13 protein-coding genes and 1 pseudogene are annotated in these 14350 nt (G+C 68.7%); 6 read left to right on the top strand and 8 right to left on the bottom strand.

The features are described 5' to 3' along the window. Positions 1-11: 11 nt before the first annotated feature. Positions 12-452, bottom strand: coding sequence for a DUF6086 family protein (locus V2J85_RS01110; RefSeq protein WP_261953582.1), 441 nt, complete (start codon positions 450-452; stop codon positions 12-14). Positions 453-721: 269 nt separating this feature from the next. Then, positions 722-2392 carry a DUF4429 domain-containing protein gene (locus V2J85_RS01105; protein WP_330820332.1) on the bottom strand — a complete coding sequence of 557 codons (1671 nt, stop codon included), beginning with the start codon at positions 2390-2392 and terminating at the stop codon, positions 722-724. A 478-nt stretch (positions 2393-2870) separates the two neighbouring features. Here V2J85_RS01105 and V2J85_RS01100 point away from each other — a divergent pair. Next, a pseudogene (locus V2J85_RS01100) lies at positions 2871-3450 on the top strand (NAD-dependent epimerase/dehydratase family protein). Positions 3451-3661: 211 nt separating this feature from the next. Here V2J85_RS01100 and V2J85_RS01095 read toward each other — a convergent pair. Beyond that, positions 3662-4381: a CTP synthase C-terminal region-related (seleno)protein gene (locus V2J85_RS01095; RefSeq protein ID WP_330820331.1), complete on the bottom strand. Its 720-nt coding sequence runs from the start codon at positions 4379-4381 to the stop codon at positions 3662-3664. A gap of 76 nt (positions 4382-4457) precedes the next feature. Here V2J85_RS01095 and V2J85_RS01090 point away from each other — a divergent pair, with 76 nt between their 5' ends. Next, positions 4458-5354, top strand: coding sequence for a LysR family transcriptional regulator (locus tag V2J85_RS01090; RefSeq protein WP_330820330.1), 897 nt, complete (start codon positions 4458-4460; stop codon positions 5352-5354). 97 nt (positions 5355-5451) lie between these two features. Continuing rightward, positions 5452-6054, top strand: coding sequence for an O-methyltransferase (locus V2J85_RS01085; RefSeq protein ID WP_330820329.1), 603 nt, complete (start codon positions 5452-5454; stop codon positions 6052-6054). 203 nt (positions 6055-6257) lie between these two features. On the opposite strand, the gene V2J85_RS01080 is transcribed toward V2J85_RS01085, so the two are convergent. Then, on the bottom strand, positions 6258-6992 hold the full coding sequence (locus tag V2J85_RS01080; RefSeq protein WP_330820328.1) for a dienelactone hydrolase family protein: 735 nt from the start codon (positions 6990-6992) through the stop codon (positions 6258-6260). Between the two features lie 112 nt (positions 6993-7104). Here V2J85_RS01080 and V2J85_RS01075 point away from each other — a divergent pair, with 112 nt between their 5' ends. After that, positions 7105-7587, top strand: coding sequence for a MarR family winged helix-turn-helix transcriptional regulator (locus V2J85_RS01075; RefSeq protein ID WP_261953588.1), 483 nt, complete (start codon positions 7105-7107; stop codon positions 7585-7587). Positions 7588-7741: 154 nt separating this feature from the next. Here V2J85_RS01075 and V2J85_RS01070 read toward each other — a convergent pair whose 3' ends face one another. Continuing rightward, complete coding sequence (locus V2J85_RS01070) at positions 7742-8350, bottom strand: TetR/AcrR family transcriptional regulator (RefSeq protein ID WP_261953589.1); 609 nt, start codon at positions 8348-8350, stop codon at positions 7742-7744. A 70-nt stretch (positions 8351-8420) separates the two neighbouring features. Here V2J85_RS01070 and V2J85_RS01065 point away from each other — a divergent pair, with 70 nt between their 5' ends. After that, positions 8421-9773, top strand: coding sequence for a flavin monoamine oxidase family protein (locus V2J85_RS01065; protein WP_330820327.1), 1353 nt, complete (start codon positions 8421-8423; stop codon positions 9771-9773). Positions 9774-10053: 280 nt separating this feature from the next. Here the strand turns inward: V2J85_RS01065 and V2J85_RS01060 are convergent, their stop codons facing one another. Then, the gene (locus tag V2J85_RS01060; RefSeq protein WP_330820326.1) at positions 10054-10638 is read right to left on the bottom strand and encodes a hemopexin repeat-containing protein; all 585 of its coding nucleotides are present in this window, start codon (positions 10636-10638) and stop codon (positions 10054-10056) included. A 603-nt stretch (positions 10639-11241) separates the two neighbouring features. Between V2J85_RS01060 and V2J85_RS01055 the strand changes: the two genes are divergently transcribed. Beyond that, positions 11242-12483 carry a phage tail tip lysozyme gene (locus V2J85_RS01055; protein ID WP_261953592.1) on the top strand — a complete coding sequence of 414 codons (1242 nt, stop codon included), beginning with the start codon at positions 11242-11244 and terminating at the stop codon, positions 12481-12483. A 358-nt stretch (positions 12484-12841) separates the two neighbouring features. Here the strand turns inward: V2J85_RS01055 and V2J85_RS01050 are convergent, their stop codons facing one another. After that, positions 12842-13375, bottom strand: a complete 534-nt coding sequence (locus V2J85_RS01050) for a CbrC family protein (RefSeq protein WP_261953593.1) — start codon at positions 13373-13375, stop codon at positions 12842-12844. A gap of 298 nt (positions 13376-13673) precedes the next feature. Then, positions 13674-14342 carry an HAD family hydrolase gene (locus tag V2J85_RS01045; protein WP_330820325.1) on the bottom strand — a complete coding sequence of 223 codons (669 nt, stop codon included), beginning with the start codon at positions 14340-14342 and terminating at the stop codon, positions 13674-13676. Between the last annotated feature and the right edge of the window lie 8 nt (positions 14343-14350).

Genomic DNA, 14350 nt, shown 5'->3' with positions numbered 1-14350 from the left:
CATCGCTTCGGTCAGCGGGGCATGTGCTGCCCGAGTTCCCGTGCCTTCTCGCGCAGTCCCGCCCCCCAGGCTCGCCCTTCGGCCGGAGCGGACATTGCCGTAACGACGGAAGCCTGCCCATCTTTGAGTGCGTCCTGCGGGGCGGACCCGAGCTGCGCCCAGTCCACGCTGATCCCGGCACGCTCCGCAAGAACCAGCACGGTGGCGGTGAAGCCTTCAGAGAGTGCGAGCAGGATGGCATGGCTCGTTTTTCGCTGCTGCGCCAATAGGGCGTTGACGAACGTCTCGAAGGTTGCTGGGTCGATCTTGCACTCGTCGTTCTCCATCGGTCCGATACCCGACGGGAGTTGGAGCTCCGCCTCGAAGACCGCTATGTGACGCTGGAACATACGCGAAGGTCCGTTGGAGGGGTTCCACAGGGTTGTGTCGCCCAGATCAAAGTACTGGCTCATCGCGGCAGCTTTCAGGTGGTTGTGAGCAGGCCGTGCGTCCGTAGCGACGGTGGAGCCGGCCGCGGAATGCCAGCTTGGACACAGTGCGCTCGACGACCCGGTCGATGCGGTAGGTGCAGGTGATGGAGTTTAACTGTGCGGTCGATAGAGGTGGGCCCGTGCCCATCACGTTCTCCTCGTCCACCGAACAAGTGAAGCGAGCGCAACGGGAGCGACGAACCGACCATCGGGCAGCGGAGCCGGAGGGCTGGTTTCAAGAGTCCTTGGTGCTACCGGTCCTGGAAATCCGCCTCGGCGAGGGCGGTTCTGATGGCTGCCACCAGCGCGAGCCACTGTTCGCGAGCAGGCAGGCAAGCCATACCGTCGATGTCTTCCTTGAGGTCCGGTAGCGAAGAGCCGGAACGGCCGCGGCGAAGGACCCTGAAAGCGCTCTTGACCAAGCCGTACTGGTACGTGACCTCGGCGATATCGGCGACGGGAATCGTGTGTGTCCTGCTTCGCTTTGCGGGCGGGGCGGTGCTACCGAAGGAGAGCTTTACCGCCTCCCCGTCGAAGGACGCCCAACCATGGGTGCCTTCGGCGACATAGGGCGGTGTGCCGGAGCGAACCAATGCGGGGGGACCTGCGTGGGTTTGTGTCTGGGGGTGGGTGATCGCCGCCTTGATGTGCTCGCTGATCTGCTCGGCTACAGCCTCAGCCTGCCCTTGCGTACCGGGCTTGATGAGCAGGGTGTTCAGGTTCTCCCACTCGGTAGCGGGAGCCACCGACGGTTTGAGAAGGTCAGCCCCCTCGCGCACCACGAGGTGCAGTGATTGTTGGCCGATGGGCGAGGCGAGGTCCAGCTCGACTCCTGCCAGGGACGCATACGGGTAGCTGCGGCTTCCCAGCGCCGCTCGCAGAGGTCCCTTTTCCTTATCGGAATAGGCGATCTCCACGCGGTCCTCGTAGGCCGTGACCTTTCCGTCGAATCCACGGACGGCGGCGGGCACGCGAGTGACGGCATCGCTGCGCGGGTCCGTCGGCTGGACCGAGAGGGGCGACGGGGAGTCATCGGCCACGTCATCGAAATGGCACGGCCAGGTGCTGCCGGACGGCCGGGTCAGGCCCTCTGCGAGTTCTGAGCGCCAACGGTCGATGATTCGCCTGCGCAGGGACGTCTCCAGAGCGGACCTGTGTGACCAGCCCTTCTGGAAGACGAGGGGTTCGAGGCTCGGTGTTCCGGCCGTATCGAAGCGGACCGCCGCCCGGATCGTCCTGCGGTCGTACAGCGACAGCACCGTGGGCCATTCCGGCAGCTCGCTGCGGGGGAATTGGCCGCGCATCCGTGCCCGGAGCCGGAAGCTCTCGTAGTGGTGACCGTCCCCGCAGACGACGATCAGCAGCCGCTCCAGGGGCAGGTCCGCCTGGACGTGTGCGTACTCCCAGTCCAGTCCGCCGGAGTCGCCGGTGGTGATGACCACGAGCGATGCGGTGTGGATGAGTTCGCCGGCGATCCTCTTCCAACCGCTGCCGCGCCGGCGGTAGTAGACGCGCTGCGCTCCGAGCTGGGGAAGCCGGTCCGTGGGATCCCCGATGGCGATGACGGGTGCGACCTCGGACAGGGCCCGGACCAGCAGCTCTTCCTCACTGAGCTTCGGCATTCCCAGAACGGTCAACGGGCCGTGCGGCACCGTGTCGCGGGTTCGAGGGTCCACCTCGAACCCGCGCAAGTAGAGGATGAACGGCTCCTGCGGGACGACCAGGTCGGCGGAGTCGGCCAGTTCCGTGACGTTCCCGGCACTGGCCAGTTGCCGTCCTCGTTGACGGACACGGAATCCCACACCCACGAGTGCCGTGCAGGGATACGTCATCCAGGCGTGGCCGTCGAATCCGTAAACGATGCCCAGCGACGACAACAGCATGACGGTTGACCCCGCGGCGACGAGCACCCCTGCTTTCATCGGGCACCCCGTGTGCGGGACGTTCCCTCTTCGGTGTCCGGCGACCACTTCGCCAGCCAGTGTTCGTTGCGGTTGGCGGACCGGGACCGGACACTCCGCTGATTCCCGACCGTTGACAGCACCGACTCGTCGCCCTCGACCACCCTCCGATTTTGCCGGACCGTAGGCTCAGGGGGCAGAGGGCCACCGGAGCCGGCGAGGAGATCCAGCAGCGTTACGCCTCGCCCGGGAGTGGCCGTCGCCTCCCCTCGGCCGCGCGGTCCTCGGTGGACGGAATGCTCCAACGGGACGCCACTCGACGACGAGTTGGCCAGCGGGACACGTTGGCCAGCGGGACACCGGAAGGCCCAGGTCGGGCCGCCCGGGCCGCAACCCTTGTACGTGGCGGACAATGACCTCACGGCCCGACAATGTGGCATGCCCCCAATCCGGATCGAGGGGGTGGGAGGCGGCCAGGGACGGGGTACCGTTCGGCATCGTGAGGGTTTTGATCCTTGGTGGTAGCGGGTTCCTGGGCTCTGAGCTGGTTCGGCAGGCGATTGCGGCGAGGCACTCGACGACCGCGACCTACGCGACCCGCCCCGGCTCTACTCGCGAGGTTGCGTGGTACGCCCTCGACCTGCGGGACCCTGGGCGCATCGACGCGGTCATGGCCGAGGTCGGCCCGCATCTCGCTGATCATCGGCGACCGGTCCGTCCACTCCCTCCACGAACGTGCCGTCCACGAACTCGCGGCCGGTACACGCGACGGCGCCCTGTTCACCGACGACATCCGCTGCCCGGTACACGTCGCCGATCTCGCCGCGGCTCTCCTGGAGCTCGCCTCGCACGACACCAGCGGTATCCACCATCTCGGCGGAGCCGACGCGGTGAGCCGCCACGAACTCGGCGTCCTCATCGCCAGGCGTGACGGCCTGGACGCCTCCCGCTTGCCCACGGGTCTGCGGGCCGACAGCACACTTCCCGGCGCCCTCGACGTCCGCCTCGACAGCCGCGCAACCCAGCGCAAACTGCGCACCACGCTACGCGGCGCCTATCAATTCACCGCGACGGTGTGAACCGCCCGCCCTCTGTTCTCCACGGACAGACACGTGGGCTCAGGTTGCTCAGCGGGAGGGGATTGAGCGCCGTGGTTGAGGGGTGCCTGGGGCCTGCCGGTCAGCAGTCTGGGGAACCCGGTGTCGCGGGTGGAGGTCAGCGGGCTGGTGCCGTGGGCGTCGGGGACCGTGCACAGGCGCAGGTAGACGCGCAATAGGCGTCTCAGGACAGTCATGTCGTCGCCTTCACCCTGGTGACGGCCGCTGCCGCGAGGCCGCGGATGAGGGGGTGCGGGCGGGTGCCGTCGCCGGCGAGTTCCGGCTGGAAGAGGGTGGCGAGGAAGAACGGGTGCTCCGGCAGCTCGGCGATCCGCACCTCGCCGTCGGTGTCGGTGCCGGTGAATTGCAGGCCGGCGGTGCGCAGCAGCTCCACGTGGCGGGGGCTGGCACCGAAGTTGCAGTGGTAGCGCTCAAGGGATCGCTCGGCGCCGATGAGCAGTTCGGCACGGGAGCCCGAGGTCAGTTCGATCGTGCCCTCGTGGCCGACCAGGGAGCAGGCAAGCGGCACCACCACGGCGTCGGCCGCCGACGTGTCGGGTGCGTTCTCCGCATGACCGGCCGTTGCCAACCCGGCCACGTTGCGGGCGTACTCGAGCAGGACGTGCTGGAAGCCGGCGCAGGTGCCGAGCAGCGGGATGCGGTTCTCGCGGGCGGTGCGGATGGCCGCGAGCGCGCCGGCCTCGCTGCGGTAAGGGCTGCCGGGCAGCACCCAGATCGCATCGAACCCGGTCAGGGTCGTGTGGTCGGCAACGTCCTGCGTGGGGATCCAGTACGCGTCCAGATGCAGGCCGTCTCGCTCGCGCAGCGCGTCGAGCAGGCCCGGGATACGGGTGTGGGAACGGACGTGGGGCGAGCGGTCGCCGACCAGGGCGACGCGGGCGGTGTGTGTCATGCGGCCATCCTGAGCCGCCCACCTGCATCACGTCCAACGATGATTACTGCATCCAGCATCAGCAATACTGATACTCATGGATCCGCAGCAGCTGCGTACTTTCGTCGCCGTGGTCGACCACCGCTCCTTCTCCGCCGCCGCCCAGGCCCTCGGCTACACCCAGTCCGCGGTCTCGCAGCACATCGCGAGCCTTGAGAGCGATCTGGAGGCGCCGCTGCTGACCCGCCGACCGGTGGCGCCGACCGAGGTGGGGGAGCGGCTGCTGGAGCACGCCCGGCCGCTGCTGCTGCGCCTGGACGCGGCGCGGGCGGACGTCGCGCGCCTGCGACAGGTGCGCCCGGGGCGGCTCGCAGTGGCCTGCACACCGGGCACGCTGACGCCCGCCACCGCACTCGCGCTGGTACGCGCCCGTAGCGCGGCCCCGCAACTCGCGGTCTCGGTGCGGGTGTGCGGCCGGACCGAGGCGGTCCAGTCCGTGCTGACCGGCGGGGCGGACCTGGCACTGGTCGACGGGGCGGTGGCAGCCACCGATCCGCTGCCGCTGCCCGACGCCGGCCCCCTGACCGCCTTTCCCATCAGCGAGGAACCTCTCGCGGTACTCCTGCCCGCCGCCCACCCGCTCGTCGGCCGTCCGGCGCTGCGGCTGGCCGACCTCGCCGCCGCCCGCTGGATCGACGCAGCCGACGCCGCCGTGCCCCTGGCCGAGCTCCGGGCCGCCGCCCAGTCCGACGGCTTCGGCCACCAACTCACGTACACCGGAACCGACGTCCGCGGACTGTCCGTCCTGGTGGCCGCCGGAGCCGGCCTCACCACTGCCGCCCTGTCCGCAGCCGGAGACCTCCCCGGTGTCGTGGCCGTGCCGATCAGCGAGCCCCGCATCGTGCACCGCACCGAGCTCCTGCACCCCCGCACACCCACCACCCCGGCCGCCGAACTGGCCGCCACCTTGCGGTCCGCGCAGTCACCGCGGTGAAGCCGGCACGCACCATGAGCCCGGCTGAGCGGCATCCGCCGCCTCATCTTCGCCACCGCCGACTCAACGGGGCGGCTGCGCAGCCATAATGCAGGGCATGTCGCTTCAGGGGACCGACGCCTACCGGAACAACGACGCCCTGCCTGTGCTGGTCCGGCGGGCCGTCGAGGCGGCGCGCACGCACGGTTTCGCCTACTCCTGCCGGCCCGAACAGGGGCGTCTGCTGCAGGTGTTGGCCGCAGGAGCACCCCACCGCATCGCCGAGACCGGAACAGGCTGCGGCGTCGGGCTGGCCTGGCTGGCCTCGGGCGCGTCTCCGGCCACCCGGCTGATCAGCATCGAACGGGATCCGGAACGAGCCCGCATCGCTGCGGACGTCTTCCATGACTGCGACCGTGTCGAGGTCCTCCAGGGCGACTGGCAGCGCATCGAAGAGTACGGACCGTACGACCTGCTCGTGCTCGACGGCGGAGGCCAGGCCAAGGGCGACGGCACCGCAGACCCCGCTCGCCTGCTCACCGCCGGCGGCACGGTCGTGATCGACGACTTCACCCCGGCCACGACATGGCCACCCCAGTTCAACGGCGCACCCGACCACTCCCGACTGCGCTGGCTCCAGCACCCCGGACTGCGAGCCGCTGAACTCCGCCTCGCAGCAGACCTCAGCGTGATCGTCGGCACTCACCTACCGGACAGCTGAGAATCGGCATTCATCTACCGGACGGCTGAGACCGGCTCGCTCGCCAGACGCAACGACCTCTGCGGAAGCTGTCACCTGGTACTCGCGATGGCGGCGCATGACCACGATCACCAGGTCCCGGCCCCTGCGTCCGCGTTGCGGCCGGCGCGTGAGCTACGGGCTGCGGAGCCGTGCGCTTCGGGTCGGGTTTCCGGGCCGGAGCCTCAGCCGTTGGCCAGGGTGCGGCCGAGGAGCGGCAGCAGGCGGTCCCAGTGAAGCTGCAGTGCGGCGGGGTTGAAGGCGTCGGTGTCGGACATGGTGAAGCCGTGGACGGTGCCGGGGTAGATCTCGGAGGTGTGGTCGACACCTGCGGCGTCGAGTGCCTGGTTGAGTTCGCCGAGGGCCTCGGGCGTCAAGTCGGTTTCGGCGTGGCCGAGGTGGACCTCCGCGGTGATCGTGGAGAGGCTGTCGGGCCCGTCGGCGCCCACGGGGCCGTGGAATCCGGCGACGGCCGCCACCTGGCCGGGGTGGGCCGCGGCGGTGCGCATCGCCAGGAGGCCGCCGATGCAGTAGCCGGTCACCGCGACCGGTCCGGCGCTGACCTCGGGCTGAGCGGTGAGGAACCCGAGGTAGGCATCGGCGTCGCGCAGGGCACGTTCGGCGGTGTGCGCCTCGATCAAGGGCATCAGTTGGGCGAAGATCGCGGGCCGGACCTCTTCTCCGATGTACTCGGGAAGTTCGATCACCGGTGCCGGCCCGTGCCGGTAGAAGAAGTTGGGGACGAGCACGTAGTACCCGTGCCCGGCCAGTTCGCGGGCCATCTCCCGCAGCACGGGCCGGATGCCGAAGCCGTCCGCGTACATCAGCACCCCAGGGTGCCGCCCGCCACCGTCGGGGTAGGCGGCGAAGGCGTCGGCCTGGCCGTCCGTGGTGGGAATCTGCAGTGTCTTGGTGGGCAAGAGCTTCCTTTCTTCACTTCACTCGCACCGGTACCGTTAGTGTCACTAACGTTCTCGGCGCGAGTGAACGTATATCGTTAGTGGCACTAACGCAATAGGTAGGGTGGGCGCCATGATCAGAGACGAAGCCGCGGACCTGCCCGACGGCGGCGCACCCAAGACGCCGGACAGGCTGCGACGACGGGCGAGCCGACTCTTGTCGCAGCTCACCGTGCGGTCGGACCGGCTGATCACCGAGGGGCTGGCCCGGGCCGACGCCCGCAAGTGGCACTACGCCGTGCTCGCCTCACTGCAGGAGTTCGGGCCGGGCAGCCAGGCGGAGCTGAGCAGGCGCTCCGGCATCTACCGCAGCGACATGGTCGGCGTGCTCAACGAACTGACCGAGCGCGACCTCGTCGAGCGGGCACCGGATCCCGATGACCGGCGCCGCAACATCATCACGATCTCCGCCCAAGGCCGCCGCCGTCTCCGCCGCCTCGACAAGGTCCTGGACGACCTCCACGACGAACTGCTCGCGCCGCTGAGTCCGGCCGAACGCGATCAACTCGTGCGGTTGCTCATCCGCTTGCTGGACCACCACACGCAGAGCTCTTGAGTCGCGAAGGCGTCGACCGGCGTGGCGGTGACCCGGATGTCCGGGACACCGAGACCGACTGATGCGGTGGCCGCACCGTGCCATGGAGCCCAGGGGACACGGTCAGCGACGGTAGGGCTGCGTGCCGTTGCCGGGCGTGGCCGCGGGGCAGTGGTCAGGTCGAGGACGAAGGTGCGTCGATCGCCAGACCGTCCACGAGATCGCGTACGAGATCGGCTGCCTGAGTTCGGGCCTGGTCAGGGCTGTCGGCCTCGGCGATCGCGAGGGACAGTTCGGTGAGGGTGCCGTAGAAGGCCCTGGCGATCAGTTCGGCCGGGTGGGGCCGGATGCGCCCGGCGTCGAGCGCGGCGTTGACGATGTCGAGGACCAGGCCGCCGAGATGGCGCTGGTCCAGTTCACGCCATCGCTGCCAGCCCAGGGCGATCGGGCCTTGCTGGAGCACGATGTGGCGATAGGCGTGTTCCATACAGACGTCGAGGAACTCGTCGACGGCCCGGTCGGCTCGCTCACGCGGGTCCGAGACGGAGTCGATCGCCGCCCTGATGCGCTGCGTGGCCTGCCGCTCCAGGTCTTCGAAGACAGCCTCGAAGAGTCCGAGTTTGCCGTCGAAGTGGTGGTAGAGCGCGCCGCGGGTGAGGCCGGCGGTGCGCACCAGCTCTTCGGCCGGCACGCTCGAATATTCGCGCTCGGTGAAGAGCCGCAGAGCGGTGTCGAGCAGGGTGCGGCGGGTGTTCTCCGCGTATTTCTCGCGCAGCGTTTCCACACGGCATGGATATCACATACGCTGCGCATGTCAGATTCACTCTGTATGTGAGGTGACGATGGACAAGTCGGTGGACGTTTGGGACGCCGTGGTCGTCGGGGCCGGAGTGGCGGGTCTGGTGGCAGCTCGCGACCTGGTTCAGGGCGGGGCGGAAGTGCTGGTGCTGGAGGCGCGCGACCGGGTCGGTGGCCGGCTTCTCAACGATGAGTTACCCGGCGGCGCCCCCATCGAGGTGGGCGGGCAATGGGTCGGCCCGGGGCAGGACCGCGCGCTGGCACTGATCAACGCACTGGGTTTGCGCACCTACCCCACCTACGTCGACGGCGAGCACATCGCCGAGATGGGCTCCTTCCGTTCCCAGTACACGGGCCGGATACCCAGGCTGAACCCGCTGGTGCTGGCCGACATCGGACAAGCCCAGTACCGCCTGGACCGGCTCGCGCGCCAGGTCGCCGCGACCGATCCGTGGCGGGCACCCCGCGCCGAGGAGTTGGACACCCAGACTTTCGACACCTGGCTTCGCAAGACCGCGCACACCGCGGGCGGCCGCGCCTTCTTCCGGCTGGTCACCGAGGGCGTGTTCTCCGCCGAGCCGGAGGACATGTCCGCGCTGTGGGCCGCCTTCTACGTCGGCGGAGCCGGCGGCCTCGACGCGCTGATCAACACCGCCGGCGGGGCGCAGCAGGACCGCGTGGTCGGCGGAACGCAACGCATCGCGCTGGGACTGGCGGAGCAACTCGGTGACCGGGTCGTCCTCGACGCGCCGGTGACCGACATCGACTGGCAGACCTCCGGTGTCCGCGTCGTCACCCGCAACGGCCTGACCGTGCGCGCCCGCCGGGCCGTGGTCGCGGTGCCGCCCCCGCTCGCCGCGCGCATCCGCTTCACACCGGGCCTTCCTGGCGACCGTGACCAGCTCGTCCAGCGGATGCCGATGGGCCGGGTCATCAAGGTCAACGTCGCCTACGACGAGCCATTTTGGCGCCACGCGGGCCTGAGCGGCCAGGCGAACAGCACCGACCGCCCCCTGGGCACCGTGTTCGACAACACGCCCTTCGGCGGCTCTCCCGGAGTCCTCGTCGGCTTCCTCGAAGGCCGGCACGCCGATGCCGGCGCGCGCATGGACCTCGACGCGCGGCGCGCCCAGGTGATCGATGACCTCGTCGGCTACTTCGGGCCCCGGGCCGGCAACCCCCTCGCCTACATCGAGCGTGACTGGGCGGAAGAGGAGTACAGCCGCGGATGCTACGGAGCGTTCGCCGTGCCCGGCACCCTCACCCGCTTCGGGCCGGCCCTGCGCAGCCCGGTCGGTCCCCTGCACTGGGCGGGCACCGAGACCGCCACGAACTGGGCGGGCTACATCGACGGAGCCGCTGAATCCGGCCACCGCGTCGCGGGCGAGGTCCTCCCCGAGCTCTCCTGACACCCGCACCCGACCTGCGAGCGAGGCTGCGAACGCGAAGACCAGCCCCACCACCGACGATCTCGCCGTGGCCCCGACATCGACGCACTCCTCGTGCGATCGCGCAACTCGCCGCCGGGGGAACGCACCCGGGCCCGGAGTCCCTGTCCCTGTCTCTGTCCCTGCCTGTCCGAACGACGCGACCTGCTCCGCGAAGTCGCCGACTCCACAACGGCCGTGGCCGACGGGTCAGACATGTCACCTCTTCGGGCCTGACCGCCCGAAGAGGTGACGAGCGCGCCTACGGAAGGCCCGGCCAGCCGCTGGAGATCGGGCTCGGGTAGCCGGGGTCGACCTTGTCCCCGGCCATGTCGTAGCGCATGTACTCCGATCCGCGGAAGAAGTAGGCCTTGCCGTTGTTCCACACCACGCCACCGTCGAGATCAGACGTCCAAAGGCCGGGCCAAGCACCGGAGATCGGCTTGGGGTAGCCCGGGTCGACTTTGTCCCCGGCGATGTCGTAGCGCATGTACTCCGATCCGCGGAAGAAGTAGGCCTTGCCGTTGTTCCACACCACGCTGGTGTCAATCCGGTCCGTGAAGAGCCCGGGCCAGCCGCTGGAGATCGGCTTCGGGTAGCCGGGGTCGACTTTGTCTGCGGCGATGTCGTAGCGGACGTACTCCGATCCGCGGAAGAAGTAGGCCTTGCCGTTGTTCCACACCACACCGGCGTCGACCCGGGACGTGAACAGCCCGGGCCAGCCGCTGGAAATCGGCTTCGGATAGCCCGGGTCAACCTTGTCGCTGGCCACGTCGTAGCGGTAATAGTTTCCGCCGTCGAACATGTAGGCCTTGCCGTTGTTCCACAGAACTGGTGCTGTGACCATCGCTCTGACACCTCCTGTGTGAGTGTTTGCCACCGCGCGGGATGTCCTCTGTGAGTGTTTGCCACTGCGCGGGATGCGGAGCGCGTCCACCGGCCGGGTTCATCGCTGGGCAGAAGGCCGAGGTTTCCCTCGGGGAGCGCAGGCCAGAGCGAGCTTCCGACGCACGCTCTCGTGTGCCCTATGTGCGGACGCCCCGGTGCCGGGCTGATGACCGATCCGCGGAGCCGGCGCTGAGCCGCCCTCAACCGGCGTGAAGGCCCTGGTGGGGACCTTCTCACTGCCAGGGTGCACGATGACGGCAACGCGCGCACACTCGAATGGGGCCCATGGCGGGGCACTCCTGGGGGCACCTGACCGTGGCACTCCGGCCCGCGACGGCATGTTCTGCCGTGGACGTGCGAGGCCGCATCAGGGCGGGCCCGAGCCATCCGCGGTGGTACTGGGTGGTACTGGCGGGAGTGGACCACGCGCATCGCAGAAGCACGGGTGGACCACGTGCATCACACAAGCGCTGACTGGCGCGTTCGCACGGGGCCGGTTCGGCCGGGCCGCGGGCCCATCGGTCGTCCAGCCGGCGGCCCTGATCGGCCTGATCGGAGAATCATGAGTGACAGACTGGCCTATTTCTTCAGGGCAGACCGCTATCTGCGGTACAACATCGACAGCGACTCGGTCGATGTCGGGCCCACCGAGATCTCACGTTTCTGGCCCGCCCTCCCGGAAGAGTTCCAAAGCGACCTCGACGCCACGATCAACTGGGGTGACGGTCATGCCTATTTCTTCAAGGACGACCGTTATCTGCGGTACGACATCGGCAGCGATTCGGTAGACGTCGGACCTACGGAGATCTCGCGTTTCTGGCCTGCGCTCCCGGCAGAGTTCCAGAGCGATCTCGACGCCACGATCAACTGGGGAGACGGGCACGCCTACTTCTTCAAAGGCGACCGCTATCTGCGGTACAACATCAAGAGCGATTCCGTCGACGTCGGACCCACCGAAGTCTCCCGTTTCTGGCCCGCCCTCCCGGCAGAGTTCCAGAGCAAGCTTGACACAATCATCAACTGGGGTGACGGTCATGCCTACTTCTTCAAGGACGACCGTTATCTGCGGTACAACATCGGCAGTGATGCGGTAGACGTCGGTCCCACCGAAGTCTCCCGTTTCTGGCCTGCGCTCCCGGCAGAGTTCCAAAGCGACCTCGACGCCATCGTCAACTGGAGCGAGGTCTGGTCCTGGGAGAAATTCCCCCTGGACCGGCGGCTTCTCTACGTGATGGAACGACTCGTCGACCACTACGGGTACCCGGTGAACGGGGCGGCCGGGCTGCTGGGCAACCTCGTTGCCGAGTCCGGTGTGATCCCGCCGCGTGTGGAGGGAAGCGCCGCCGACACCCCGATGCGATCGAAGAACTTCGCTGGTGTCGTCGTGGACCACGAAGCGGATGACATCATGAACCGTAGCGCGGCCCTGCACGTGGGCCCTGCGCTTCCCGGTATCGGCCTGGCCCAGTGGACGTCAGGGGCCCGGCGCGCCGGCCTGTTCACTCATCCGTTCGGCGGGGACGGGCTCGGGGCGCGCGCGGTGTTCAACATGGATGCCCAGATCGACTACCTGGACACCGAGCTCCGCAATCACTTCAGCGGAGTCCGGGCCGTCCTGATGAGGACGACGGTGACAGTCAACGATGCCTGTGACGAGGTCCTGTACGACTTCGAAGTCCCCGGATCCATCCTCCAGGGAGGAACGAAGCTGCCCCGCTCCGATGCCCGCGTCCAGCAAGTCTTCGCGCAGCGCCGACCCTCGGCGCAACGCGCAGCGAACGTCTATCGCGCTGCCCACCCGTGAAGGATTGGTCGCTGGCCAGTCGGCGCCGCGAGCGCGGGCAAGGTGAGTCGTACCTGATGTGGTACCTGTTGCGGTTCTGCTGCTCCCGCCACCTCGGCTGATGCAGGCGGGTGCCAGGCCCGCGCCCGCAACGCCGCCCCGAGCGCGGTAAGGGATGGCGGTCCCGCACAACGTGCGGGGAATGCGGGACCGCCGGCCACGCCGTCCTGTCACCAGCGGGCTGTCTGCCGACCGTACGGCGCACCGAGCCGACGTGCACGCCACAGACGCCGACGAACCGCCAGCTGAGTGACGGGGAGCGTGGAGGCGGTGCGTTGCCTCACCTCATGGTTTCGCGGTTGCCGAGCCGGGCGGTGGGCTAGGAGGCATCGGCATAGGCGAGATGGGTGCCGCAGACGGTGCAGCGGAAGAGCATGGCGCTTGCCCCTTCACCGAGGTGGGTGAGGAAGTGCTCCAGCTGGGATGCGTCGTGCCAGCCGCCCATCCGCAGGTCGGCTCTGAGCTGGTCCAGGGCGTCGGGGTGCGCCGCCAGCTCGGAGTACCCGACCTCGCCGAGGAAGGCGGCCGCGTCCTGGCAGTGGACCAGCCAGTGCGGATCCTGCCAGGCGTGGAAACCAGGGGTGCGGCGGGTGACCTCGTGCAGGGTCTCCTCGCTGACGCCGTCGAGCCCGTAGGCGTCGGAGAACTCACCGGCGAATCGTTCAGCGGCGCTGCCGTCGGCGATGCACCAGGGGCAGAAGCGCCCGTTGACCTCTTGGGCGGTGTAGAAGGTCGCGGTGTAGATCCACCCCGAGCTGCGGTGGCAACAGACGCACTCTTCGGCGCTCGCCCGGATGGATCCGCTGGCCAGGGGGTCAGGGTGGTAGCGGAAGATGGGCAGGCCGGTGCTCACCGCTGCTGCCCGAGAAGGGACATACCGACTTCACCATGGGGGTTCTGTACGTCGTCGTCGGCCACGCCTGTGAGCTTCATGGGGTGCAGTCTGTCCCCAGGCAGTCTCGTGATCAAGGCGATGGGGTCGTATCCCCACCACCCTGACGACCGCCGACCCTTCGAGCGCCATCCTGGTCAGCCCTCAGCTGTTGCCACTCGGCAACGGGAGAGCCCCCGCCGCGCGGAGCACCCGCACAGTGCGCCCGGGGGAGTGGCCCGGGGATCGTGCCAGTACTGCCCGGTGTCTGCGGACGGGTTCAGGCTGCGGCATTCCTGTGAGGGCCGGATGCGAAGGCCAGTATGTGTGGGACTGCCTGGCGCAGACTGTCGAAGTGGCGATGCACGCCTTCCACCGCGACAGCTCCATTCACACCCCACACCGTCATCCCCGCGCGCAGCCCGGACCGCACTCCGGACGGGGCGTCCTCGATGACCAGGCAGGATTCCGGCGAAGCACCCAGCCGGGCAGCGGCCTGCAGATACGGGACCGGAGACGGCTTGCCTTCCTCCACAGCGGCCGCGTCCACGATCACGCTCGGCACCGGCAATCCCGTCCGCAGAAAACGGCCGCGCACCCGGTGCTCGTAGTTCGAGGTCACCAGCGCCCAGGAACCTCGCGGCAGGCCCTGCAGCAGGTCCAACGCGCCGTCGAATGCCGCATATACGCCGGACCGGACGTCCTCGTCCTCCAACTCGTGCAGTGCGGCCAGGCACTCGCGCGGGTCCTGGTCCGCGGCGACCTGGGCGAACGTCTCCATCGGCCGCGTTCGCAGCGCCACCTGGTAGACCTCGTCCGCATCCAGCCCGTACCGCTGCGCCCACGTTCCCCAGACCCGGCGCTGGTTGCTCACCGCGTCGATCAACGTGCCGTCGACATCGAACAGGACGTATTTCGTGCGGCCGGGCCGCGCAGGTTCGCTGGTCACCCACTGAT

The sequence above is a fragment of the Streptomyces bugieae genome, assembly GCF_036352915.1.
Classification (GTDB): domain Bacteria; phylum Actinomycetota; class Actinomycetes; order Streptomycetales; family Streptomycetaceae; genus Streptomyces; species Streptomyces endophytica.
Note: the sequence above shows the minus strand (reverse complement) of the source record. Positions and strands in the feature narration are given on the sequence as shown.

Bases quoted from the DNA above. Each gene is read 5' to 3' on its own strand.
- V2J85_RS01075 (WP_261953588.1), top strand. From the start codon at position 7,105: ATGATCAGAGACGAAGCCGCGGACCTGCCCGACGGCGGCGCACCCAAG.
- V2J85_RS01085 (WP_330820329.1), top strand. From the start codon at position 5,452: ATGTCGCTTCAGGGGACCGACGCCTACCGGAACAACGACGCCCTGCCT.
- V2J85_RS01095 (WP_330820331.1), bottom strand. From the start codon at position 4,381: ATGACACACACCGCCCGCGTCGCCCTGGTCGGCGACCGCTCGCCCCAC.
- V2J85_RS01090 (WP_330820330.1), top strand. From the start codon at position 4,458: ATGGATCCGCAGCAGCTGCGTACTTTCGTCGCCGTGGTCGACCACCGC.
- V2J85_RS01060 (WP_330820326.1), bottom strand. From the start codon at position 10,638: ATGGTCACAGCACCAGTTCTGTGGAACAACGGCAAGGCCTACATGTTC.
- V2J85_RS01110 (WP_261953582.1), bottom strand. From the start codon at position 452: ATGAGCCAGTACTTTGATCTGGGCGACACAACCCTGTGGAACCCCTCC.
- V2J85_RS01055 (WP_261953592.1), top strand. From the start codon at position 11,242: ATGAGTGACAGACTGGCCTATTTCTTCAGGGCAGACCGCTATCTGCGG.
- V2J85_RS01105 (WP_330820332.1), bottom strand. From the start codon at position 2,392: ATGAAAGCAGGGGTGCTCGTCGCCGCGGGGTCAACCGTCATGCTGTTG.